Source organism: Marinobacterium sp. BA1 (assembly GCF_041155135.1).
In the GTDB taxonomy this organism is placed as follows: domain Bacteria; phylum Pseudomonadota; class Gammaproteobacteria; order Pseudomonadales; family Balneatricaceae; genus Marinobacterium; species Marinobacterium iners.
In genome coordinates this window covers 3216564-3240214 of sequence record NZ_BAAFHC010000001.1, presented here as the reverse complement: position 1 = coordinate 3240214, position 23651 = coordinate 3216564, and the positions used below count along the sequence as shown (strand labels likewise).

Sequence of the window (23651 nt, the reverse complement as noted above, 5' to 3'; positions counted from 1 at the left end):
GAGACTGCATCCATGTTTGAGGCCAATGACCCGAACTCCATTCAGCTGACCGCTGACGGTCAGCTGCGGCACTTCCTCACCACCGAGGGGCTGCCGCGAGAGCTGTTGATCGAGATTCTCGACACGGCGGATTCTTTCGTCGACATGGGCGAGCAGCAGGTGAAGAAAGTCCCGCTGCTGCGTGGCAAAACCGTTGCCAACCTTTTTTTCGAAAACAGCACCCGTACCCTGTCCACCTTTGAACTGGCCGCCAAACGCCTGTCGGCGGACGTGCTGAACCTGAACATCAACACTTCGTCCACCAAGAAAGGGGAAACCCTGAAGGACACGTTGATGACCCTGCAGGCGATGCACTCCGACATGTTTGTTGTTCGCCATGCCGACAGCGGCGCCGCCCATTTCATCGCTCAGCACGTGACACCCAATGTTGCCGTGATCAACGCCGGTGATGGCCGTCACGCCCACCCGACTCAAGCGATGCTGGACATGCTTACCATCCGTCGTCACAAAGGGGAATTCGCCCCGCTGAAGGTCGCTATTGTGGGTGATATTCTGCACTCCCGCGTGGCCCGCTCGCAGATCCATGCCCTGCGCACCTTGGGCGTGCACGAGATACGCGTCATCGCGCCCAAAACACTTCTGCCGCGCCACATCGAGGCCCTGGGCGTTAAGGTGTATACCGAGATGGCATCAGGGCTGCGCGATGTGGATGTCATCATGATGCTGCGTTTGCAGAAGGAACGCATGCAGAGCGCCCTGCTGCCGAGTGAAGCCGAGTTCTACAAGCTCTACGGCCTGAACCGCGACAAACTGGCCTATGCCAAGCCGGATGCGGTGGTGATGCACCCCGGCCCGATCAATCGCGGCGTCGAGATCGAGTCCGAGGTCGCCGATGGCCCGCGCTCGCTGATTCTGGATCAGGTAACCAATGGCATCGCCGTACGTATGGCTGTCATGTCCAAAGCGATGAGCGGTCAGCTGTCCCAGCGAGCCGCCACTGACAATGCATCACGGGAGGCCTGAGTTGATGAATATTCTGATTTCCGGTGGCCGCGTGATCGATCCGGCTCAATCGCTTGACCAGATCACCGACCTGTATATCAGCCAGGGTGAAATTTGCGCCATTGGCGCCGCTCCCGAAGGTTTTCATGCCGATGAGGTGATCAATGCTGAAGGTCAGATCGTCTGCCCCGGCCTGATCGACCTGTGCACTACCCTGCGCGAGCCGGGCCAGACCCGCAAGGGCACCATCGCCAGCGAAACCGCCGCGGCCGCGGCCGGTGGCATCACCACGCTTGTCGTGACGCCCGACACCAGTCCGATAGTGGAAACCGCTGCCGTGGCCGAATTGATCCAGGATCGCGCCGCCGATATCGGCTTTGCCCGAGTCCTGCCCATGGGGGCTCTAACCCAGGGCTTGCAGGGTGAACAGCTCGCACCGCTGCACGGACTGGCCAGCTCCGGCTGCATCGCCTTTACCAACCTGCGCCGTCCCTTCGGTAACAGCCAGATTCTCCTGCGCTGCCTTGAATATGCGGCCACCCACGACCTGCTGGTGGTGTTCCAGGCACAGGATGCTGCACTGGCTGCGAACGGTTGCATGCATGACGATACCACCAGTACCCGGCTGGGCCTGAACGGCATTCCCGAAGCGGCCGAAACCATCGAGGTATCACGCTGCCTACTGCTGGTGGAACAAACCGGTGTGCGCGCCCACTTCGGTCAGCTCTCCTGTGAGCGCTCGGTACGGATGATCGAAGCCGCCCGTGAGCGCGGTCTGCAGGTCAGTGCCGATGTGGCGATCCAGAACCTGTTGCTGACCGATGAAAGCGTCAACGGCTTCAACTCGGCCTATCATGTGCAGCCGCCGCTGCGCAGCCAGCTTGACCGAGCCGGGTTACGCCAGGGACTGGTTACCGGCACCATCAGCGCCATCTGCTCCGACCATCAGCCGCATGACCCCATCGCCAAACAGGCACCCTTCGCGGCAACCGAGCCCGGTATGAGCGGGCTGGAAACCCTATTGCCGCTGAGTCTTCGACTGGTGGAACAGCAGTTGCTGAAGCTGCCGCAGCTGATTGAGTCACTGACGATTGCCCCTGCCCGCATTCTGGGTCTGGATGCCGGCACACTGGAAGTGGGGTCTCAGGCCGATATTTGCGTGTTTGATCCTGCAACCGAATGGACTGTGAGCGAGGACAGCCTGAGGTCCGCCGGCAAGAATACGCCATTCCTCGGTCAGACACTCAAGGGACAGGTCAAAGCCACCCTGATGGATGGTCGCATCGTGTTCCGGCGTTAAATTACGCACTGACGCTAGCCAATAGCTTGTCGACACCGCGAACAAGAAAGGGCGGTTCTGTTCAGAACCGCCCTTTTTACACTTACTTGCTCACCATGAAGCTAAATATTATTAATTCTTAGCTTTAAAAATCAAAGTTTGACGTAGGTACATATATCAAAAATACCTGTATAAATCATTTTAGCTGCGCAGCTTCCTTTTCTAAAGCAACCAAAGCAGGTGCCCGCTTACGCCACTCCTCATACCAAGAATCAATTGAGCTTCCGAAGAATTCACGGTCTACCTTAACAACTTTAGCACCAGATTCTTTAATCTTCCCTAGATAAACCTCATCTAATTCGCTATACACCTTAAACATTTCATCTAGATGCTTCGTCACCAGTTGCTTTATGATTTCACGATCACCATCCTGCAAAGTTTGCCAAGTCCTTCCAGAAAAAACAGCTACCATGGGTAACAACATATGCGAGGAATCAATTACTATTTCTGCGTGATCAAGATACCGAGTGTTCCAAGTGCCCTCAAAATCTATCTGCATACCATCAATTTGCCCATTTGCAAAGGCATCATAAAGAGCAGGTAAAGGGAGGGGTGTCGGAGCCGCACCAAGCTTGATCCAAAAGTCTCTCTCTGGCTCAACCGGCATGGTTCGAATTTTACGTCCAGTCAGGTCATCTACTGTGTTGACCTCACGATTGACTAGTATTTGACGCATCCCGGCCGTACCATAACCCAGCCCTACCAAACCTAGAGAACTCAGCTCCTCTAACATTTCTTTAGCGGTTTCTCCATGAAGTAGGGTTCTTGCTTGCTCTATCGTATCAACAAGATAAGGCGCAAATAATGCTGCAAAGTTTGAACGTCGATTAGAAATTTCACCTGCTGCCAAAAAAGCTCCATCGAGAGCGCCACGCTGCATTTGTTGCAACATCATGGCTTCATTACCAAGCTGACCTGAAGGATATATATTAACTTCAATACGTCCTTCCGTTCGTTCAGATAACTCTTCTGCAAAAGCCTCTGCAGATTTTGTCCATTGATGACTAGGTGGCGTTATCATTCCCAGCCTCAATGTTTGAGCATTGCTCATTATAGGCAAGACCATTAAAAATAGAGCTGTTGATAGTAATCTTATTTTTGTTTTCATCTTATTCTCCTAATGCACTTCATGGTTTAATCAGTCTAGGATATTGATCAATAAAGCTTCAGATCATGAATGTAACAAGAGCAGGTACAATAGCAAGTAGTAACAAAACTAACAGCATCACACCAAGATAAGGCGCCAACAAAATTGCTATTCGTTCTGCTTTAACACCGGATAGTGCAGATGCCGTAAACAGAGCGGAACCAACTGGTGGCGTCAAGAGCCCCATAACTAGAGTCAAACAAACAATAACACCAAAGTGATATGGGTTAATATTATAAACATCAACGGCCACTGGCAGTAATACTGGAACAACAAGTATTAGAGCAGGAATTGGATCCAGTACCATACCAATTACAAGAAGTAATGCCATTACTAGTAAAATGAATACAGTTGGTGATTGAGATATAGACTGTATCCACTGAGCAGTGATCATTGGTATATTTTCAAAGGTTATAACCCAGCCAAATACTTGAGCAGCAGCAATCATCATTAAGACCATTGCAGAATTTCGAGCCGTACGCTGAAGAGCTGGCCAGAAGGAATCAAAAGAGAACTCTTTATAAACAAAACGCCCTATTAGAATAGCACCAACACAGGCGAGTGCTGCCGCTTCAGTCGGTGTAGCAAGCCCTCCAAGGATACTGCCAACAATAATGAATGGTACAAGCCCAGCCGCCAAGCCTTCTCTCACAGCAACAAAACGCTCAGTCAAAGTTAGACCATCATTACTCGGAAAATCATGCCGACGAGCCATCCAGCCAATCAAAGCCAGAAATGCACAACCCAACAAAAGCCCAGGAACAATTCCAGCTATGAACAAGTCACCGATTGAAATTTGGGCAATCACTCCAAAAATAACAAATAACATTGATGGTGGAATGATCGGAGCCAGCAGGCCCCCTGCTGCAGTCAATGCCACCGCTGCGTCTTTTTTATACCCAGCTCGCTCCATCTCTGGCACTGCCATTCTGGTCATAATTGTAATCTGAGCGACTGTTGACCCTAATATCGAGGCCATCATCATGTTAGAAATGAGGTTTACGTAAGCCAGGCCACCTTTCATGGAGCCAATCATCGCCATAGACATAGACATAAGTCTTCGTGCGATTCCCCCTTCATTCATAAGCTCCCCAACAAGAATAAATAACGGCATTGCCAGTAATCCGTAATTTTCTAGCCCTCCCATAAATTGCTGAGGGTAAGAGTCCATCAATACTAAATTACCACTGACGACAACATATATAATTGCGGTCATTGCTAATACAAACGCTACTGGTACACCCAATACCAATAACCCTAAAAAACCAAGAACAACCATCATCTACTCCTCCAGCTAAGAAGCTTCATACTGCGTAGCAGGCTTACGGTTCAGTAGTAAAACCTGTACGCTAGTCTGTAGACAGGCCAAACAATGCAGCACTGATGTAAAAGAAAAAATAGGAAGTATTAGCCATACCCAAAATTTACGAATACCTAGTGTTTGAGTAGGCTCTTCATAAATAAAATTAAAAGTATCAGCCGAGAACGCCATAATATCCCACTGATTTTCATATAATCCAAGCAAGTCAAACCATTTCCAGACCATCACTAAGAAGAAAGAAACAAAAATCAGCATCAAAAGATCGACAACTACTGACATCAGTCTTTGTAAGAAATCTGGTACAAGATCCTGAACTAATGTCATTGCAATATTGCTGCGTGCTTGAAGACATGCCGATGCGGCAAGAAAGGTCATCCATACCATAGCTGTAATAGCTGCTTCATCCACCCAGTATTGGGCCTGCGCCGCAGCCCTGGTAAAGATGTTGAATATTAGCAGGCACAAAACGATTGCCAGCATAACCCCAGCACAACGAAGCTCCATCCGAGCCAGATGAAAACTGAGTCGAGGTAGGCTATTCATTCCGGGTCACCATGGGTCAAATAGTCCCACATCCGCTCAAAGATTCGACCTGATCGTGTTGCTCGTGCTTTTGCCTCCGTCTCTGTAAGCACTATCACTTCATCAGCTGCAGCAAGGCAATCAAGCTCAATCCTTGCGGAATCCTCCAGATACCAGGTCAACACTACTGCATCCTGTACTGAGTCAGCGGCTACCACGGTGCCATTTCCTCGCATAACAACGGCACACCCCATGCCCAAAAGTTCCGCCATCTGCTCGGCAGATTCATCAGAACGAATTAGCTGAGGATCGTTCCAAAGCGGAATCGAGGGTGAAAAGTAAGCTCCCATACCGTGTAGCATACGTGGTGTACGCCCTAACGCAGATAGGGACATTGCCCTTGGAGGCATGCTGCGCACGATCCCGCCAACATCAGGCCGACGACGATATATTTCCCGATGAATACGCACTTCACCCAAGACATCCGGCGGCAACGGTTTATCTATCGCAACAACTGTACCGTTTACCTCGTTTGGGATCGTGCCCATTGGCCTGGGAGCACACACAAGAAAGTGCTTTTCATCGAGGCGCTGACTACAATGGCCGTATGCATGTACCAACCCATGACGTCCAAGAGCACGAGCAGCACGTCGCACAATAATTTCGCTTTCATCCCGGTCTCTAATGACAGGCAAGACTGTGCCGTCCTGCAAATTTGAGGCTGAAGTCATAATATATTCTCAATCTAAAAAGATATCTGGGAGTGATAGGGAGGGGTATCCTCCCCATTATTAATCTTTTTTGAATTCAGCTATATCGGGTTTTGAACCCCACATACAGAAACCTGACGGTTCCGCTGGGAATTGGCGAGGTCGATGATTTACTTCATCTTCAATAGCAGATACTCCACAGGAGTATTCATAGATCATCCCTTCAGGCCCCTCGAAGTATAGAAAACGAGCTCCCGATGTGGGATGACGCCCAGGACCAAACACCACTTTGATACCCTGCTCCTGGAGGAAATACCAATTGCGCATGATGTCATCGATCGTTTCGACCTGATGATTGATATGCTGGATGCCGCTACGTGTAGTTGGGAATAGTGCAATTTGATGATGTATGGTGTTAACCCTCAGCAGCGGAGACACACCAATCCAGTCACTGACACGAGCATTGAAGACTTTGGTCCAAAGCTTTTCATCACGGGCCGGATCAGTTGAACACAGTCCAACATGATTGAAGCCCGTAATGCCAGCATCACGACTAGGAAAGTAGCGCCTGCCGCTAGCATGTGGCCTCCAGACCAGCTCTATTTTATTACCCGTCAAGTCTTTAAAAGTAATGAATTCGTGAACTCGCCTTAACTCACACTCTTCACTCGTACCGATACGGTATTGGATCTCCGCCGCATCCAAGTCAGCTGCTGCCTGACCTAGCTGGTCTTCATCAGAAAGTTCAAACGCTAAAGTATGGTCAGAAGGGTCACCTTCGAAATAACACAAGGTATGATCGCGGTTATCTGATCGGAAATAGGCGCAACCACCCTCTTGTCTCACCAGCTCCAATCCAATAATACGTGTTGCGAAATCAATTGCAGCTGTTAAGTCGCGGGTGCCTAAGCGGACATATCGAACATCATGCAAGTCGGCCATCAACTGATCCTCATCATTTTCTTATAATTGATTGTTAGGAACACTCTAGCGCCAGCTTACCATTACCTGAAATGAATATATGTCCCTCAGCCATAACCTTTAGGAATATCACTATCCTCCCAGGCCTCACCAATAGTGCGGAGTTCCTTGATTAGCTCCTCCGCAACTCGACTGAAAGGGTTGTCTTTTAGCCAACTAATCCCGACGGGACCAAACGATATCGCTGGTGTTATGTCAACACGCGCCAATAAGCCAGTATCAATATCCGGCTGTACCACCTGCACGGGAAATACACCTACATAATCGGTTTCAATAATTAAGCGACGGTTTGTGACAACGGAAAGGGACTCGCATGGAATCATTGGCAATTCAAGGTTTTGCTCATGAAATACGGACTCCAGCATTTGGCGTAAGGTCGTATCGGGTAGAGGCATTATCCAAGGCCAATTCCTCAGATCAGCAAGTGTCGGGACCGTTTTTTTTAGAACCGGATGTGAGGGGCGCACAGTAAAAGCTATTTCTTCCTGATAAAAAGACTCTACTTGCAACCCTTCACGGTACCGATGAGGCGGCAATCTGCCTGCAATAAACTCTAAACCGCCCTGTTTGAGTTGAGGAACCAAGTGGTCATAAGTCCCTTCGATTATAGTTACACGAATACCTGGTAGCCTGCTATGGAGCCGCGCGATAGCCCTAGGAAGAATGTTAGCTCCTCCAGCTAGAAGACTACCTACAACCACATGACCACTTAGCCCTTGGTAAATATCATGAATTTCCTGCGCAACAAGCTCTAATTGGCCAAAGATCGCTCGTGCGCGCTCAGCCAAAATTTTTCCTACGCCTGTTGGATGGGTACCCCGGCTGGTACGGACAAAAAGCTCAACACCGAGATCTTTTTCAAGTTCTCGAAGACTTTTCGTAACGGCAGGCTGGCTCAAGCCTAGTTCATCAGCAGCTGTAACCAAGCTTTGACTGCGAGCAACAACCATTACTGTACGTAGCTGCTGTAGCTTTACTCTACGTACCCACGAGAAGTCGTGCATCTTGATATAGCCTCACAGAGTTGTTATTCCTGAACGTGATAACAAACTTTAGAGGCTATCATGCTACATAGTCTTTCAGCATTACATGATTTTGATACGCACTAAGACGCCCAACGAAACATCAGGCGCCTCAAAGGAGCGCAGGATTACATCCCCTTCACGTCCACATTGCCCTTCAAGTTCAGGCTGTCGTCTTCATCCTGCAGCGTGAAACTGGGCATATCATCCGCCGCACCATCGGCCTTGCCACTGGTTTCTTCATCCAGCTTGATCATCAGACGCAGGTCGTTGGCCGAGTCGGCGTGAGCCAATGCCGCTTCGTAGGTGATGACACCATCGCGATACAGCTCGAACAGCGCCTGGTCGAAGGTGCGCATACCCAGATTGGTAGACTTTTTGATCACATCCTTGATCTCATGCACCTGACCCTTGCGGATATGATCCTGGATCAGCGGCGAGTTGATCATTACTTCAATTGCCGCACGACGCCCCTTGCCATCCACGGTCGGCAGCAGCTGCTGCGCCACAATGGCCTTCAAGTTTAGTGACATATCCATCCAGATCTGGTCATGATGCTCAGGCCCAAAGAAGGAGATGATGCGATCCAGCGCCTGGTTGGCGTTGTTGGCGTGCAGGGTTGCCATGCACAGGTGGCCGGTTTCGGCGAACTGCAGGCCGAATTTCATGGTTTCAGCCGAGCGAATTTCACCCATCAGAATCACGTCAGGTGCCTGACGCAGCGTGTTTTTCAGTGCCACGTCAAAGGATTCTGTATCGATCCCCACTTCACGCTGAGTGACAATACTCTTTTTGTGATTGTGGATATATTCGATTGGGTCTTCGATTGTGATGATGTGACCGGCATGGTTTTCATTACGATAGTCGATCATCGACGCCAGAGAGGTAGACTTACCGGTCGAGGTACCACCCACGAACAGAATCAGTCCACGCTTGGTCATGGAGAGCTCACGCAGCACGTTCGGCAGCTTCAGTTCATCCATGGTGGGAATATGGTTGTTGATGGCACGCAGCACCATCCCCGGCGTATTGCGCTGCATGAATGCACTGACACGGAAACGGCCAATGCCGGGCGCACTGATGGCGAAGTTACACTCGTTGGTGCCTTCAAACTCGGCCAGCTGTTTGTCGTTCATGGTGCTGTACACCAGAGCGCGTGTCTGGCTGGGTTTGAGTGTTTCCTTGGTCAGCGGCCGGATGGTGCCGTCTACCTTGATCGAGGGGGCGGCACCTGCGGTGACAAACAGATCCGATGCCCCCCGGTCCACCATTACCTTCAGCAGTTGAGTAAAATCCACTGTATTGCTCCTGTTGAATCAGGCTCAGAATGAGCTGGGGGTCTTCGCCTTTTCACGGGCCGTTTCACGCGAGATCAGGCCCTTCTGAACCAGTTCAAGCAACGACTGATCCAGCGTTTTCATGCCGTAGGCGGCACCTGTCTGAATCGCCGAGTACATCTGCGCCACTTTGTCTTCACGGATCAGGTTACGTACTGCAGCAGTACCGATCATGATTTCGTGCGCCGCGACACGTCCACCCTTCGGTTTTTTCAGCAGAGTCTGAGAGATAACCCCCTGCAGTGACTCCGACAGCATGGAACGCACCATGTCCTTTTCCGCCGCCGGAAACACGTCAATGATACGGTCGATGGTCTTGGCCACCGAAGTGGTGTGCAGGGTGCCGAACACCAGGTGACCGGTTTCCGCTGCGGTCAACGCCAGGCGGATGGTTTCCAGGTCTCGCATCTCACCCACCAGGATCACGTCCGGGTCTTCACGCAGCGCCGAACGCAGCGCGTTGGCAAAACTGTGAGTATCACGATGGACCTCACGCTGGTTGATCAGGCACTTCTTGCTTTCGTGGACAAACTCGATAGGGTCTTCAATGGTCAGAATGTGGTCTGAGCGGGTATCGTTGACGTAATCGATCATCGCCGCCAAGGTGGTACTCTTACCGGAGCCGGTGGGGCCGGTGACCAGTACCAGGCCGCGCGCCTGTTCCGCCAGATCCTGAAACACCTTGCCCATACCCAGATCATCCAGTGTGAGCACTTTGCTGGGTACGGTTCGGAATACCGCAGCCGCGCCCCGGTGCTGGTTGAAGGCGTTGACACGAAAACGGGACAGCTTGGGAACTTCGAACGAGAAATCCACTTCCAGATTCTCTTCATATTCCTTACGCTGTTTGTCGTTCATGATGTCGTACACCAGCGTGTGCACCTGTTTGTGCTCCAGTGCCGGCAACTTGATTCGGCGCACATCACCGTCTACACGGATCATGGGCGGCATGCCGGAGGTCAGGTGCAAGTCGGATGCGCCCTGTTGTACGGCAAATGACAAAAGTTCTGTAATATCCATAATCAGTCGAGATCCGCAGCAGCTTCCTTTAAACTTTACTGTTCTAGCAGAATAGGTACAGCCTGCCAATGACAGTCGTCAGTATTCATACAGCCTTATGTTAGCAGACAAATATTCAGCCGTACGCCAGCAGATCAGGCTGGCATGTGAAAATGCCGCACGCAGCCCTGACAGCGTATCACTGCTGGCCGTGAGCAAAACGCGCAGTGCCGATGAAGTACGCGAACTGAGCCACTGTGGCCAGCGTGCCTTTGGCGAGAACTATCTGCAGGAAGCACTGGACAAGATTGACGCCCTGTCTGACCTGGATCTCGAGTGGCACTTCATCGGCCCGATACAGTCCAACAAGACACGCCCGATTGCCGAGCACTTCGATTGGGTACACAGCGTGGATCGGCTCAAAATTGCCAGCCGCCTTTCAGAACAGCGTCCGGTACAGCTGCCACCTCTGAACATCTGCCTGCAGGTGAATATCAGTGATGAGGCAAGCAAGTCCGGCTGTACACCAGATGAGTTGCCCGCACTGGCCGACGCCGTTGCCCGGTTGCCGAATCTGCGCCTGCGTGGTCTGATGGCAATCCCGAAACCGGAAGATAATCCGCAGCGCCAGCGAGCGGTCTTTGCACAGGTGAGGCAGTTGCTGGAGCAGCTGCAGCACACTCAACCTGCGCTGGACACATTGTCGATGGGGATGTCAGCTGACATAGAGGCAGCCATACTGGAAGGCTCGACCATGGTACGTGTCGGTACCGCCTTGTTTGGTCCACGCAACCCGCCTTCAACCCGTTAAGCCACCTACAGGATTGAGACAGACATTATGAGCCAGTCACCCGTAATTGCATTCATCGGCGCCGGCAACATGGCCCGCGCCATCATCGGCGGACTGTTGGAAAACGGCTTTGCTGCCGCTGACCTCTGGGCCTCCGAGCCGGATACCGAGCGGTTGCAGGATCTGGCCGAGCGTGGCCTTAATGTGACCAGCGACAACCGTGCCGCGGTTGCCGCCGCCGATATTGTAGTGCTGGCAGTCAAGCCACAGGTGATGAAGGCCGTTGTCACTGATCTGGCAAGCGCTGTTCAGTCTCGTCAGCCGCTGATGGTATCGATCGCCGCCGGTATCAGCCTGGATGCGCTTGATCGCTGGCTTGGCGGCGAGATCGCATTGGTGCGCTGCATGCCCAACACTCCATCACTGGTACAAACCGGTGCCAGTGGCCTGTTTGCCAACAGCCGTGTCAGTGCCGAACAACGCCAGCAGGCCACCACCGTGCTGGAAGCGGTCGGCATCGCACTTTGGGTACAAAGTGAGGCTGAGCTGGATGCCGTTACCGCCATATCAGGATCAGGCCCGGCCTATTATTTCCTGATGATGGAAGCAATGACCGCTGCCGGTGTCAAACTGGGTCTCAGCGAAGAGACCGCGCGCGGCTTGACTCTTCAGACCGCCCTAGGTGCCGCACGTATGGCCAGCAACAGTGAGGTGAACCCGACCGAGCTGCGCCGCCGCGTCACCTCGCCCAACGGTACGACTGAACGCGCCATCAAAACGTTCCAGGCCGAAGGTTTCGACGCACTGGTTGAACACGCACTCACCGCTTGCCGTGACCGCTCTGTGGAGCTGGCCGGTGAGCTGTGCCAAGACTGATTACCGAGACAGGAGCCATTATGGGACAGGACCCGATCACCCTCATCATTCGCACGCTGGGTGAGATTTATGTCTTCATGCTGGTGCTGCGCTTTCTGCTGCAGCTGGCCAGAGCTGATTATTACAATCCGATATCCCAAGCCGTGGTACGCCTGACACAACCACCGGTGCGTCCGTTGCAAATGCTGCTGCGCCCGCGTGGTCGCTTTGATGCCTCGCCACTGATCGTTGCACTGGTGGTCAAGGCCGTAACGCTGCTGCTGATCTTCCAGCTCGCCGGCGCACTGGCCCAGGGATCGATCAATCCATTGCAGCTACTGATCTTCTCTGCCGTCGGGGTGATTGATACCATTCTGACAATTTATTTCTGGGCGGTGATTGGTGCCGTCATCATCAGCTGGATCTCGCCTGACAGCTATCACCCGGCACCACAGCTTTTGCTGCAGCTGACCGAGCCCCTGTTTGCACTGGCGCGCAAGGTAATCCCGCCGATTGGCGGACTGGATCTATCGCCGATTCTTATTTTTCTGGTGATCCAGATCCTGCAGTCCCAGCTGGGTCGACTGCTGGCGTTCTGAAATCGATTGAGAGACAAAAATGCCCGCTGTAATCCCTGAAGATTCCGTTGGTCTGGTTACACCTCGGAAAATCCATTTCGATCAGCCACTGGCTCTGAGCTGCGGCCGCAGCCTTGAACGGTGGGACCTGATGGTGGAAACCTACGGTGAACTCAATGCCGATGCATCCAACGCCGTGCTGATCTGCCATGCCTTGTCCGGCCACCACCATGCCGCCGGCTACCACGACATGGATGAACGCAAGCCCGGCTGGTGGGATTCGGCCATTGGCCCCGGCAAAACCATCGACACCAACCGTTTTTTTGTGGTCAGCCTTAACAACCTGGGTGGCTGCCACGGCTCCACCGGCCCGAACAGCCTCAACCCTGACACCGGCAAACCCTATGGCCCCGATTTCCCGATCATGACGGTTCTGGATTGGGTCAACAGTCAGGCACGGCTGGCGGACCGGCTCGGCATCACTCAGTGGGCCGCTGTGGTCGGCGGCAGCTTGGGTGGCATGCAGGCCCTACAGTGGTCGATCAGTTACCCCGAGCGGCTGCGCCACTGCGTCGTGATCGCTTCGGCTGCCAAATTGAGTGCCCAGAACATCGCGTTCAACGAGGTTGCCCGGCAGGCCATCAGCAAGGACCCGGAGTTCCATAACGGCCACTATTATGAGGAAGGCGTAGTGCCGCGTACCGGGCTGATGCTGGCTCGCATGGTGGGCCATATCACCTATCTATCGGACGATGGAATGCGTGAAAAATTTGGCCGTGAACTGAAAGACGGTAAGCTCAGTTTCGACTTCAACCCGCAGTTTGAAGTGGAGTCATACCTGCAATATCAGGGCGAGCGATTTTCATCCTCCTTCGATGCCAACACCTATCTGTTGATGACCAAGGCGCTGGACTACTTCGATCCAGCCGGTGAACAGGGTGACAACCTGGCCGCGGCCCTGGCACCGGCTCGCTGCAACTACCTGGTGGTTTCCTTTACCACTGACTGGCGTTTTTCACCAGAGCGCTCACGTGAGCTGGTGGATGGTTTGATCGCCGCTGGCAAGCCGGTCAGTTATGCCGAAATTGACGCACCACAGGGGCACGACGCCTTCCTGATTCCGATTCCGCGCTACATGGAGGTGTTCGGTGGCTACATGAACCGCATCGCCAACAGTCTGACACCGGCCGAAGGAGAACTGAATGCGCGCTGATCTGGAAATTATTGACGAGTGGATTCAGCCCGGCTCACGGGTGCTTGACCTGGGCTGCGGTGATGGTGAGCTGCTGGCGCACCTCGTGCAGCACAAACAGGTCAGTGGCTACGGCCTTGAGATCGACCACGACAATCTGACCACCTGTGTCGAGCGCGGCGTCAGCGTGATCGAGAAGGATATCGACGATGGCCTGACCAGCATTCGCAACAACAGTTTCGACTACGTAATCATGACCCAGGCATTGCAGAGCATGCACCGCCCGGATCTCATCATCGACGAGATGCTGCGTATAGGACGCGAGTGCATTGTAACCTTCCCCAACTTTGCACACTGGCGTGCGCGTGGCTATCTTACCTTCAGGGGCAAGATGCCGGTTTCAAAGTTTCTGCCCTACACTTGGTACAACACACCGAACATTCATTTCTGTACTTTCAAGGATTTCGAGCAACTGTGTGTTGACCGCAATATCGAAATCCTGGAGCGGACCGTGGTTGACCACGCCCATCGCCATCGCTGGTGGATCAAGCTGTGGCCCAACATGCTGGGCGAAATCGCCATCTACCGCATTACCCGCTGACAGGAGGCCTGACATGAACCTGATTACCACCCACCTGACCCGGCTGCTATTGAGCAGCACACTGCTGCTGAGCACGACGGCTCTGGCGGAACAGATGATCTCTGATGGCCGTTATGAAATTCATTACAACGCCTTCAACTCCAGCTTCATCACCCCTGAAGTGGCGCAGCTCAACAATATTACCCGAAGCAAATACCGCGCTTTGGTGAATGTGTCGGTACTGAAGTTTGAGGAGGATGGCAGCAAGACACCGGTCACCGCTATCGTGAACGGGCAGGCCGCCAATCTACTGGGGCAGGCTCAACAGATGGAATTTCAGAAGATCGACGAAGGCAATGCGCTGTATTACATCGGCAGTTTCCGCTTTACTGAGGAAGAGCGTCTCAAAATCAGCCTGGAAGTACAGCCTGATCCGAATGAGTCTCCCTACAATATTGAATTTGAACAGACCTTTTACACGGATTGAATGAGTACATGATCAACAAAATCGTGCTGGCCAGCGGTAATCGCGGCAAGTTGAAAGAGTTCAACGAAATCTTTGCACCGCTGCAGATCGACGTAATGCCCCAGTCCGACTTTGCGGTGCAGGATGCCGATGAGACAGGCCTCAGTTTCGTAGAGAACGCCATCATCAAGGCACGACATGCCGCTCGGGTTACCGGCCTGCCGGCACTCTCTGATGACTCAGGGCTGGAAGTGGATGCGCTGAATGGTGCACCGGGTATCTACTCGGCGCGCTACGCCGGCGCCGGCTGCGGCGATGACGAGAACAACCGTAAGCTGCTGCAGGCGCTTGAACAAGTGCCCGCCGAGCAGCGCAGTGCCCGCTTCCAATGCGTGCTGGTGTTCATGCGTCACGCAGAGGACCCGACCCCTCTGATCTGTCAGGGAAGCTGGGAAGGTGTCATTCTGGATACTCCACGCGGTCATAATGGTTTCGGCTATGACCCGCTGTTTTTCGTTCCCGAACTCAACTGCGCCAGCGCCGAGCTCAGCTCGGAGCAGAAACAGAAATACAGCCACCGCGGCAAAGCGGTGCGCCAGTTCATCGAACAGATCGGCCCCTGGCTCAAGCACGCATGAGCCTGCCGCCTCTGTCTCTCTACATACACATCCCCTGGTGTGTACGCAAATGTCCCTATTGTGATTTCAACTCCCATGCCGCTCCAGAGCAGCTGCCGGAAGACACCTATGTACAGGCCCTGATGGATGATCTGGACATCGAACTGTCGCTGATACAGGGGCGACCCTTGCAGTCCATCTTCATCGGTGGCGGTACACCCAGCCTGTTCAGCGCACAGGCCATCGGACAGATCCTGCAGGGTGTTGCTGCCCGAACACCGTTTGCCGACGATATAGAGATCACTCTGGAAGCCAACCCCGGCACCTTTGAACTGGCCCGCTTTGAAGGTTTCCGGAACGCTGGCGTCAACCGCCTTTCCATCGGTGTGCAAAGCTTCAATGCCGAGCACCTGCAGCGCCTCGGACGCATTCACAATCCGGTCGAGGCCCTTGCCGCGGCCCGTGCCGCAGTGGAAATTTTTCCGCGGGTCAATCTGGATTTGATGCATGGACTACCGGAGCAGACACCGGCCGAAGCCATGGATGATCTGCAGCAGGCACTGGAGATTAACCCCGGTCACCTGTCCTGGTATCAGCTGACCATCGAACCCAATACCGAGTTTCACGCCCGCCCACCGAGTCTGCCACTGGATGAAGCGCTGTGGGATATTCAGGAGCAGGGGCAGGCACTACTGGAAAAGACCGGCTACCGGCAGTATGAGATCTCAGCCTACGCTCGGCCTGGACAGCAGGCTCGACACAACCTGAATTACTGGCAGTTTGGTGACTACATCGGTATCGGTGCGGGAGCCCACGGAAAAATCAGCCGTTTCGATGCCACGGGCCAGCTGCAGATTCAACGCCGCCACAAGCAGCGACAGCCCAAGGCCTATCTCGACCTGGCACGCCGTCTGGCGGGCAACGAGCCCATTGCACTGGAGGACCGCCCCTTCGAGTTTATGCTCAATGCCCTGCGTTTGAGCGAAGGAGTATCTTCAGACTTGTTCAAAACACGAACAGGCGTTAGCCTGTCTTCAGTTGAGACCCTGTTACAGCAGGCCCGGCAACGCGAACTTCTGATCAATGACACAACCCGGCTGGCACCAACCCCCCTGGGACGCCTGTTCCTGAATGACCTGCTGTCCCTGTTTCTGAACTGAGGATTGCGTTAATACACTGCCCCCTGCGTTAGTCCTGTCACCTGACACTGGAAATCCGCGCATATGACCATAAAAAAGAAATTGGGCACCCTGATCGCACTCATACTGATTGGCTTTATCGGCATGGGCGCGATCATTTTCCACACATTGGGGCAATACCGTGACCTTGTACTGATCAGTGAGACCCTGGCCCATGTGGAGGCTCGCAAACAGGATCTGCGACGCTACGAGAAGGATTTTCTAGCACGACACGACGCACGCTATCTTGAGCACTTCAGCAACACCTACAGTGAGTTCAAAACCCAACTGAGTCAGTTGAGACAATTGCTGCCAGAACCGGACCTGCAGGATAAACTCGATACACTCGCCAATCGCATGCAGATTTACGACCGCTCTTTCGCCGCTGTCAGCGAGCTGCGAACCGAAATAGGACTGGACGAAAAATCCGGCCTTCTCGGTCAGCTTCGGGGGGCAATTCATGCTGTTGAAGATGAAATCCGATCAGCTGACAACAGCGAACTGCTGAGCACCCTGCTGATGCTGCGTCGCCATGAGAAGGACTTTCTTCTGCGTCTGGACACCAAATATCTTGATCGTTTCCTGAAAGAAATCTCTCTGTTCAACCAACAGATCGATCGGCTAATGCCGCCGTCTCAGCGTGCTTCCATGGAACCACTATTGGTGCAGTACCGTGACCAGTTTCAGCGTCTGGTCGATGCCTACGTCCAGCTGGGCTTGACCGTAGATAGTGGCCTGATGGGCCAGATGCGCCAGGCGGTCAAAAGCACCGATGAGCTGCAGATCAAACTTGAAGAGCATCTCAACCATCGTATGGAGCGTGAACAGCAACGCTTGATGACCACCGCATTGATTGCCATGGCACTGGCCATCCTGGCGACAGTGATTCCGGCGCTAATGTTGGGGCGCAGCATCCTGCGTCCCATCAATACGTTGGCCGCCACGATGAAGCGGGCCAGTGACGAGCACGACCTGACATTGAGAATAGCCTCCGATGGCAAGGACGAAGTCGGTCGGATGGCGCAGGATTTCAACAGCATGATGGACAGCTTCCGCGCACTGATCGCACGGGTCGCCGGAACCTCTGGGCAACTGGCCACGGCGGCCGAACAACTGTCCGCGACAACCCGGGACACCTCGACAGGACTTAACCAGCAGCAGGCACAGGTACTGCAGGTTGCCGCCGCCGTACAGGAAATGGAAAGCTCCATGCAGGAGATAGCCGGCAACACCGAAAACACGGCTGCAACCGCCTCGCGGGCACAACAGGATGCCAGCGACAGTGCCACCCGTGTGCGCGGCAACATCAGTGCCCTGCAACTGATGGCCGAAAAGGCACGTGAAACCGCAGGCGTCGTCGATCAGCTGCGCTGCGAAAGCGACAGCATCGGCACCATGCTGGATGTGATCAAGGATATTGCCGAGCAGACCAACCTGCTGGCGCTGAACGCCTCCATTGAGGCAGCGCGGGCCGGTGAGCAGGGCCGTGGCTTTGCAGTCGTTGCCGATGAGGTGCGCACCCTTGCATCCCGCTCACAGCAGTCTGCCGCTGACATTGAGAGGCGCATTCGCAGCCTGCAGGAGCAGACCCACAACGTCAGCCAGTTAATGCAGGAAAGCGTCAGCAACAGTGAGCAGAGTGCAGCAGAAGCCAGTGCCACCATTGACGCCCTGGATACCATCATTACGGGCGCTGCCAGCATCGTCGACATGACCACTCAAGTGGCATCGGCCACCGAGGAGCAGGCCGCGGTGGCTGCCGAGATCACACGCAACATTGAGCATATCCGCGGCATTATGGCGACCGCAAATGACCAGGTGGGGCAGAATGCGGATGCCAGCCACATGGTGGCTGAGCAAGCCAGCGAGCTGCAGACGGCTGTTTCCCGTTTCCGTACCTGAACGGTGTCAGAGCGTCACTCGGCTCTCGCCCTGTGACGCAAGCCGCTGCACCTCAAAGGGAATCTTCGACAGACAGCTGACACACGCATCCGCACGAACCGGCTGTGGCCAGTTTTGCCCTGGCAGATTCACCCAAATTGTCCACATGCCTACCTGCCGAGCCGCCTGCACATCATTGATCGGGTGATCACCCACATGTACCACCTGCTCCGGCCGCAACCCGGTATGTTCCAGCGCTTTCTCGAACATGCCTGGGTGCGGCTTGGCCGAACCGACCCCGTCGGCGTTGTACTGGAAATCAAACAGGCTGCCGATCAGTGTCTGGCCTACATCGGCATTACCGTTGCTCAGCGCACCGATCACATAACCATCCCGGCGCAGCTGCTCCAGCATCGCCTGGGCGTGCTCAAACAGTTCAACCTGATGGCGGGCACGGATAAACACATCAAAGGCCGCTGCCGCCATCTGCCGAGCCTGATCATCAGAATAACCGGCACTCAGGCACCCCTGTTCCAGCAGGCGCAGGCGCACCTGAGTCATGCTGTGCGCAATATCCGGCTCCTGCTGCAGCAATCGCTGACGCATGGCCGAACCTTCGGCCAGATCGGCCAGCACATGGTTTTGAGTAAACAGCGGCGCATTCTGTTCCAGCCAATCCCAGAGCTCACGGTTTGCCTGATGGATCACCGGGTCGACCGCCCAGAGGGTATCGTCCAGGTCGAAGGTTACGCACTTAATCATCCGTTTTCTGCCTTGCCCGCGGGTGGGCCTGTTCGTAGACCTCCATCAGATGCTGGAAGTCGAGATGAGTGTAGATCTGGGTGGTGCTGATATTGGCATGCCCGAGCAGCTCCTGCACCGCACGCAGGTCACCGCTGGATTCCAGCAGGTGACTGGCAAAACTGTGACGCAGACGGTGCGGATAGACCCGCCCCTGCGTGCCCTGTTGTTCACCGCGCTTGCGCAGGCGTTGCTCTACCGCACGTGTAGTCAAGCGCTTGCCTCGCTGGCCTGTAAACAGTGCCGTTTCATCCGGCGCGGCCAGCCCCTGCCTCACCCCCAGCCATTGGCGTATCGCCTGTACCGCCAATCGACCAATCGGAAGCTGGCGCATCTTGTTACCCTTGCCCGTTACCACAAGGCTGGCATCAGCCAAATCGATATCGCGCATGTTCAGGCTAACCAGTTCAGATACACGCAAGCCGGACGAATAGATCAATTCCATCATGGCTCGATCGCGAATATCCAGCGGTTCGTCCCCTTCCACCTCCAGCAGTGCCGATACCTGTTCGGTATCCAGTGTCTGCGGCAGACGACGTCCTGCCCGAGGGGCCTGCACAGCCAGTGCCGGATTACTCTGTACCCAACCTTCACGCGCCAGAAAACGGTAGAAGCTGCGGGTTGCCGACAGCAGTCGCTGCAGGCTGCGGCCTGACAGTCCCTGACCATGCAATCCTGCAATGGCGCGGCGCAGCACCGGCTCGGTCAGCTGGTCCCAGCACTCGTGGTGGGTGCGGCTCAGCTCGGCATGGAGGGTTTCAAGGTCGCGACGGTAATTCTTGAGGGTGTGCGGGGAGAGCTGACGCTCCACCCGCAGGTAGTGCAGAAAGGTATCGGGCCAGTCATGTACGCCCGGAGCCGCCATGTCAGCCCCGCTGTTCCTGAAGAATGCGGAAAATGATGCGGCTGAGGACCTCCCCCACATAACTCAGAAACAGGGTACCCTGACTGCTCTGGAAGTAATTGGGATCATAACTTCCGATCGCCAGCAGGCCGAGGGTATCACCCTTAACCAGCGGTACCACTGCCGCAGACTGTACCTTGACCGCGCGGTCCTGAAACAGGAAACGGTTCATCGCCTCCGACAGCTGACCGCAGCTGGGCAGATTGGTCTCGATCAGCGGCTGCACCAGCGAGTCTTCGGCTCGTGCCAGGGTACGGATGCTGTTGCTCTCCAGCGAACGCTCACTGAACAGCAGCAGTGCGGTTTCATCACCATAGAAATCGTGGCACAGACTCTCTTCAACCGCCACAGCCACATCATCCAGGGTCCAGGCCTCCAGCAGCGCCAGCACCATGCGCTTGGTCTTCTCGAACTGCACATCATTGTGACGTGCGGCATCGATCATATCGGCAAGATGACCGTGCAACAGCTGGTTGCGCTCACGCAGCAACGAGGTCTGGCGTTCCACCAGAGACACCGTCGTCCCACGCTGATGCGGGACATAGAGCTTTTCCAGCAGCCAGGTGTGTTCGGTAAAGAAATCCGGATGACTCGCCAGATAGTCAGCGACCTGTTCGGCGCTCAGCGTGGGTGCCTCCAGCACATTGCTTGCATCATTCATAAGTAGATCTGTCCTTCGTAAACGGTTGCTGCCGGGCCGGTCATGCGCAATGACGAGCCTTCACCCGGCCAGTGGATGCGAAGCTCACCACCAGGCAGGTGTACCAATACCTCTTCATCGAGCAGCCCACGCAAACGCCCAGCCACCACAGCGGCACAGGCCCCCGTACCACAGGCCAATGTTTCCCCGGCGCCACGCTCATACACGCGCAGGCGAATCTCGCCCCGATTGATCACCTGCATGAAACCGATATTGGCCTTTTTCGGGAACCGCGGATGGGCTTCAAGTGCCGGCCCCAGCGTTTCCACCGCCGCCGTATCCACATCATCCACCAACAGCACACCATGGGGGTTCCCCATGGAGATAACGCTCAACTCAATCGTCTCGCCATCAACCTCAACTGGATAGACGACTGCCTGCTGCTCGGCGCTGAACGGCACCTCGGCGGGACGCAGCTCGGGTACACCCATGTCCACATCCACCTGACGGTCAGGCAGCAGATACAGAATGGCCTGACCGCGAGCCGTCTCCACATGGATTTCGTCCTTCACGGTGAGCCGACGCTCGCGCACGAAACGGCCGAAACAACGAGCGCCGTTACCGCAGTGTTCCACCTCGGAACCGTCTGCATTGTAAATGCGGTAACGGAAGTCCATGTCCGGTCGGCTTGGCGGCTCCACCAGCAGCAGCTGATCGAAGCCGATGCCGGTATGGCGATCGGCGAGTTTGCGCACGATTTTGGGTGTCAGACGAACCCGCTGTGACAGCGCATCGATCACCATGAAATCGTTACCCAAGCCGTGCATTTTGGTAAAGCGAACCAGCATGATGCTTAGACTCCGTCAGGCTTCAGGCAACAGCTGTTCGCCGCGCATCAGATCATTAAGCGTTTCGCGCGCACGGACCAGGCAGGCCTGATTGTCATCCACCATCACCTCCGCCGGGCGCGGACGCGTATTGTAGTTGGACGCCATCACAAAACCGTAGGCGCCCGCGGAACATACCGCCAAAAGATCACCTGGCTGCAGGTTCAGCTGACGATCCTTGCCGAGGAAGTCACCGGTTTCACACACGGGGCCCACCAGATCCCAGTGCTTGCTTTCGCCCTCTTCACGCAGCTCGACCGGAATGATCTCCTGATAGGCACCGTACAGAGACGGGCGGATCAGGTCATTCATGGCACCATCAATGATGGCAAAATTCTTGTCACCGGTTTGCTTGAGGAATTCGACCCGTGTCAGCATGACACCAGCATTGGCAGCGATGGAACGACCCGGTTCGAAGATCAGTTTGTAATCACGCCCTGCAAGCTTTTGCAGTATTGCAGCAATGTATTCACCCGGTGCCGGCGGTGTTTCATTGGTATAGCAAACCCCAAGCCCGCCCCCAAGATCCAGATGGTGGATATGAATTCCTTCCTTCGCCAATGTATCCAGCAGCGCCAACAGACGATCGATGGCATCAAGGAAGGGGCTGACGTCAGTCAGCTGGCTGCCGATGTGGCAATCCATACCCACCACATCCACATACTCCAGCGCCGCAGCGCGGCGATAGACATCAGCGGCCGTATCGATATCGATGCCAAACTTGTTCTCTTTCAGCCCCGTCGATATGTAGGGATGTGTGCCCGCATCCACATCCGGATTGACGCGGAAGGAGACCGATGCCTTGACGCCCATCTCCCCGGCGACCGCATTGACGCGATCCAGCTCGGCATCGGACTCGATGTTGAAGCAGAGAATACCCACTTCAAGCGCGCGGCGAATTTCGGCCGGCTGCTTGCCGACACCTGAGAACACCACCTTGCGCGGATCGCCGCCGGCACGCAGCACGCGCTCCAGCTCGCCGGCGGAGACGATATCGAAACCGGCACCCAGACGCGCCAGTACGTTCAGCACCGCCAGGTTGGAGTTGGCCTTGACGGCGTAGCACACCAGCGCATCACGCCCCTCAAGTGCCTGGGCGTAATCCAGATAGGCCCGCTCCAGCGCATCGCGGGAGTAAACGTAGGTCGGGGTACCGAACTCTTCAGCGATGCGGCTCAGAGCCACTTCTTCGGCGTGCAGGCGGCCGTTGCGGTATTCAAAGTTATCCATGGACACTCTCGTTGTGACTGATGTGGTGAGCCGCCGTCTCGTCCGGCAGATAGAGCGGGCCCTTCTGACCACAGCCCGACAGCAGCAGAGCGCCCAGCAGGAGTGCGGGCCAGCAGCGTTTCAGCATCATCAATCCCTTTTTAATCGGTTGACCACCCACCAAGGGCAGTGTTTAACCGGCAATTATACCCTTAGCCACGGGGGCTGAGTACCGCTGCAGGCTGAGTTATACTCATCGCCCATACATACCTGCAGAGAGTGACCCGATGACCGAATCCGAATTCATGAGCCGAGTGGATGCAACACTGGAACGGATCGAAGAGATCCTGGACGACGCCGAGAGCGATCTGGATTATGAAAGCCAGGGCGGCATGATGACGGTGAAATGCGAAAACGGCAGCCAGATCATCTTTACCCGCCAGCCACCGGTGAAGCAACTCTGGGTTGCCACCCGCAACGGCGGCTTCCATTTTGACCATGATGGCGAACAGTGGCTGCGCGATACCGATGGCGCGACTCTGGCCGAGGTGCTGGCGGGCGCCTTTGCCGAACAGGCAGGTGAAAGCTTCGATTTTAAGGGCGTCTGATTTCAGTGAAGTCGGATTTGCTTGGGGGGAGTGAAACGGGGGCAGCCCCGGCAACAGTGCCCCTCTCGATTCAACGGGTCACTGC

Annotated in this window: 26 protein-coding genes; 12 read left to right on the top strand and 14 right to left on the bottom strand. The window is 54.8% G+C overall.

Features of this window, described 5'->3' with window-relative positions; translation table 11 throughout:
* Positions 1-12: 12 nt before the first annotated feature.
* Both ACAM29_RS15785 and ACAM29_RS15780 read left to right on the top strand, forming a co-directional pair.
* Positions 13-1023: an aspartate carbamoyltransferase catalytic subunit gene (locus ACAM29_RS15785; RefSeq protein ID WP_091825920.1), complete on the top strand. Its 1011-nt coding sequence runs from the start codon at positions 13-15 to the stop codon at positions 1021-1023.
* Positions 1024-1027: 4 nt separating this feature from the next.
* Positions 1028-2302, top strand: coding sequence for a dihydroorotase (locus tag ACAM29_RS15780; RefSeq protein ID WP_369624675.1), 1275 nt, complete (start codon positions 1028-1030; stop codon positions 2300-2302).
* Between the two features lie 175 nt (positions 2303-2477).
* Here ACAM29_RS15780 and ACAM29_RS15775 read toward each other — a convergent pair whose 3' ends face one another.
* The 8 genes from ACAM29_RS15775 to ACAM29_RS15740 form a co-directional block, all read right to left on the bottom strand.
* Positions 2478-3449: a TRAP transporter substrate-binding protein gene (locus ACAM29_RS15775; RefSeq protein WP_369624674.1), complete on the bottom strand. Its 972-nt coding sequence runs from the start codon at positions 3447-3449 to the stop codon at positions 2478-2480.
* A gap of 58 nt (positions 3450-3507) precedes the next feature.
* Positions 3508-4770, bottom strand: a complete 1263-nt coding sequence (locus ACAM29_RS15770; protein WP_369624673.1) for a TRAP transporter large permease — start codon at positions 4768-4770, stop codon at positions 3508-3510.
* Positions 4771-4782: 12 nt separating this feature from the next.
* A complete protein-coding gene (locus tag ACAM29_RS15765) occupies positions 4783-5352 on the bottom strand; it encodes a TRAP transporter small permease (RefSeq protein WP_369624672.1) in 570 nt (189 codons plus the stop codon).
* A complete protein-coding gene (locus ACAM29_RS15760; RefSeq protein WP_369624671.1) occupies positions 5349-6062 on the bottom strand; it encodes a class II aldolase/adducin family protein in 714 nt (237 codons plus the stop codon). Before ACAM29_RS15760 ends, ACAM29_RS15765 begins: the two co-directional genes overlap by 4 nt.
* A gap of 60 nt (positions 6063-6122) precedes the next feature.
* Positions 6123-6983 (bottom strand): VOC family protein, encoded by an 861-nt coding sequence (locus ACAM29_RS15755; protein WP_369624670.1) that lies wholly within the window; start codon positions 6981-6983, stop codon positions 6123-6125.
* An 86-nt stretch (positions 6984-7069) separates the two neighbouring features.
* Positions 7070-8026, bottom strand: coding sequence for a LysR substrate-binding domain-containing protein (locus ACAM29_RS15750; RefSeq protein ID WP_369624669.1), 957 nt, complete (start codon positions 8024-8026; stop codon positions 7070-7072).
* A 146-nt stretch (positions 8027-8172) separates the two neighbouring features.
* Entirely contained in the window at positions 8173-9342 is a 1170-nt protein-coding gene (locus ACAM29_RS15745) for a PilT/PilU family type 4a pilus ATPase (protein WP_369624668.1), read from the bottom strand.
* 24 nt (positions 9343-9366) lie between these two features.
* A complete protein-coding gene (locus ACAM29_RS15740; protein WP_369624667.1) occupies positions 9367-10401 on the bottom strand; it encodes a type IV pilus twitching motility protein PilT in 1035 nt (344 codons plus the stop codon).
* Positions 10402-10498: 97 nt separating this feature from the next.
* Between ACAM29_RS15740 and ACAM29_RS15735 the strand changes: the two genes are divergently transcribed.
* The 9 genes from ACAM29_RS15735 to ACAM29_RS15695 all read left to right on the top strand — a co-directional run bounded on the left by ACAM29_RS15735 (position 10499) and on the right by ACAM29_RS15695 (position 18538).
* Entirely contained in the window at positions 10499-11191 is a 693-nt protein-coding gene (locus ACAM29_RS15735; protein ID WP_354408068.1) for a YggS family pyridoxal phosphate-dependent enzyme, read from the top strand.
* A 27-nt stretch (positions 11192-11218) separates the two neighbouring features.
* Complete coding sequence (gene proC / locus ACAM29_RS15730) at positions 11219-12046, top strand: pyrroline-5-carboxylate reductase (RefSeq protein WP_206837331.1); 828 nt, start codon at positions 11219-11221, stop codon at positions 12044-12046.
* Between the two features lie 20 nt (positions 12047-12066).
* Positions 12067-12624, top strand: coding sequence for a YggT family protein (locus ACAM29_RS15725; RefSeq protein ID WP_369624666.1), 558 nt, complete (start codon positions 12067-12069; stop codon positions 12622-12624).
* Between the two features lie 19 nt (positions 12625-12643).
* Complete coding sequence (locus ACAM29_RS15720) at positions 12644-13816, top strand: homoserine O-acetyltransferase (protein ID WP_091825939.1); 1173 nt, start codon at positions 12644-12646, stop codon at positions 13814-13816.
* Positions 13806-14396 (top strand): methionine biosynthesis protein MetW, encoded by a 591-nt coding sequence (metW, locus tag ACAM29_RS15715; RefSeq protein ID WP_206837337.1) that lies wholly within the window; start codon positions 13806-13808, stop codon positions 14394-14396. Before ACAM29_RS15720 ends, metW begins: the two co-directional genes overlap by 11 nt.
* Positions 14397-14409: 13 nt before the next feature.
* Positions 14410-14862, top strand: coding sequence for a DUF4426 domain-containing protein (locus ACAM29_RS15710; protein WP_206837340.1), 453 nt, complete (start codon positions 14410-14412; stop codon positions 14860-14862).
* 8 nt (positions 14863-14870) lie between these two features.
* Positions 14871-15479, top strand: coding sequence for an XTP/dITP diphosphatase (locus ACAM29_RS15705; protein ID WP_206837343.1), 609 nt, complete (start codon positions 14871-14873; stop codon positions 15477-15479).
* On the top strand, positions 15476-16618 hold the full coding sequence (gene hemW / locus ACAM29_RS15700; RefSeq protein ID WP_369624665.1) for a radical SAM family heme chaperone HemW: 1143 nt from the start codon (positions 15476-15478) through the stop codon (positions 16616-16618). Before ACAM29_RS15705 ends, hemW begins: the two co-directional genes overlap by 4 nt.
* A 63-nt stretch (positions 16619-16681) precedes the next feature.
* Entirely contained in the window at positions 16682-18538 is a 1857-nt protein-coding gene (locus ACAM29_RS15695; protein ID WP_369624664.1) for a methyl-accepting chemotaxis protein, read from the top strand.
* Between the two features lie 6 nt (positions 18539-18544).
* Here ACAM29_RS15695 and ACAM29_RS15690 read toward each other — a convergent pair whose 3' ends face one another.
* From ACAM29_RS15690 to ACAM29_RS15665, 6 genes are read right to left on the bottom strand one after another with little or no spacing between them, the layout of a single operon-like run.
* Positions 18545-19279 carry an HAD family hydrolase gene (locus tag ACAM29_RS15690; protein WP_369624663.1) on the bottom strand — a complete coding sequence of 245 codons (735 nt, stop codon included), beginning with the start codon at positions 19277-19279 and terminating at the stop codon, positions 18545-18547.
* Entirely contained in the window at positions 19272-20183 is a 912-nt protein-coding gene (gene xerC, locus ACAM29_RS15685; protein ID WP_354408051.1) for a tyrosine recombinase XerC, read from the bottom strand. Before xerC ends, ACAM29_RS15690 begins: the two co-directional genes overlap by 8 nt.
* A gap of 1 nt (position 20184) precedes the next feature.
* Complete coding sequence (locus ACAM29_RS15680) at positions 20185-20883, bottom strand: DUF484 family protein (protein WP_091825958.1); 699 nt, start codon at positions 20881-20883, stop codon at positions 20185-20187.
* Positions 20880-21710, bottom strand: a complete 831-nt coding sequence (gene dapF, locus ACAM29_RS15675; protein WP_369624662.1) for a diaminopimelate epimerase — start codon at positions 21708-21710, stop codon at positions 20880-20882. Before dapF ends, ACAM29_RS15680 begins: the two co-directional genes overlap by 4 nt.
* Positions 21711-21725: 15 nt before the next feature.
* Positions 21726-22979, bottom strand: a complete 1254-nt coding sequence (lysA, locus tag ACAM29_RS15670) for a diaminopimelate decarboxylase (protein ID WP_369624661.1) — start codon at positions 22977-22979, stop codon at positions 21726-21728.
* On the bottom strand, positions 22972-23106 hold the full coding sequence (locus tag ACAM29_RS15665) for a lipoprotein (RefSeq protein WP_206842283.1): 135 nt from the start codon (positions 23104-23106) through the stop codon (positions 22972-22974). Before ACAM29_RS15665 ends, lysA begins: the two co-directional genes overlap by 8 nt.
* 139 nt (positions 23107-23245) lie before the next feature.
* On the opposite strand from ACAM29_RS15665, the gene cyaY reads away from it, so the two are divergent.
* Complete coding sequence (gene cyaY, locus ACAM29_RS15660; protein WP_091825970.1) at positions 23246-23566, top strand: iron donor protein CyaY; 321 nt, start codon at positions 23246-23248, stop codon at positions 23564-23566.
* Positions 23567-23651: the final 85 nt, after the last annotated feature.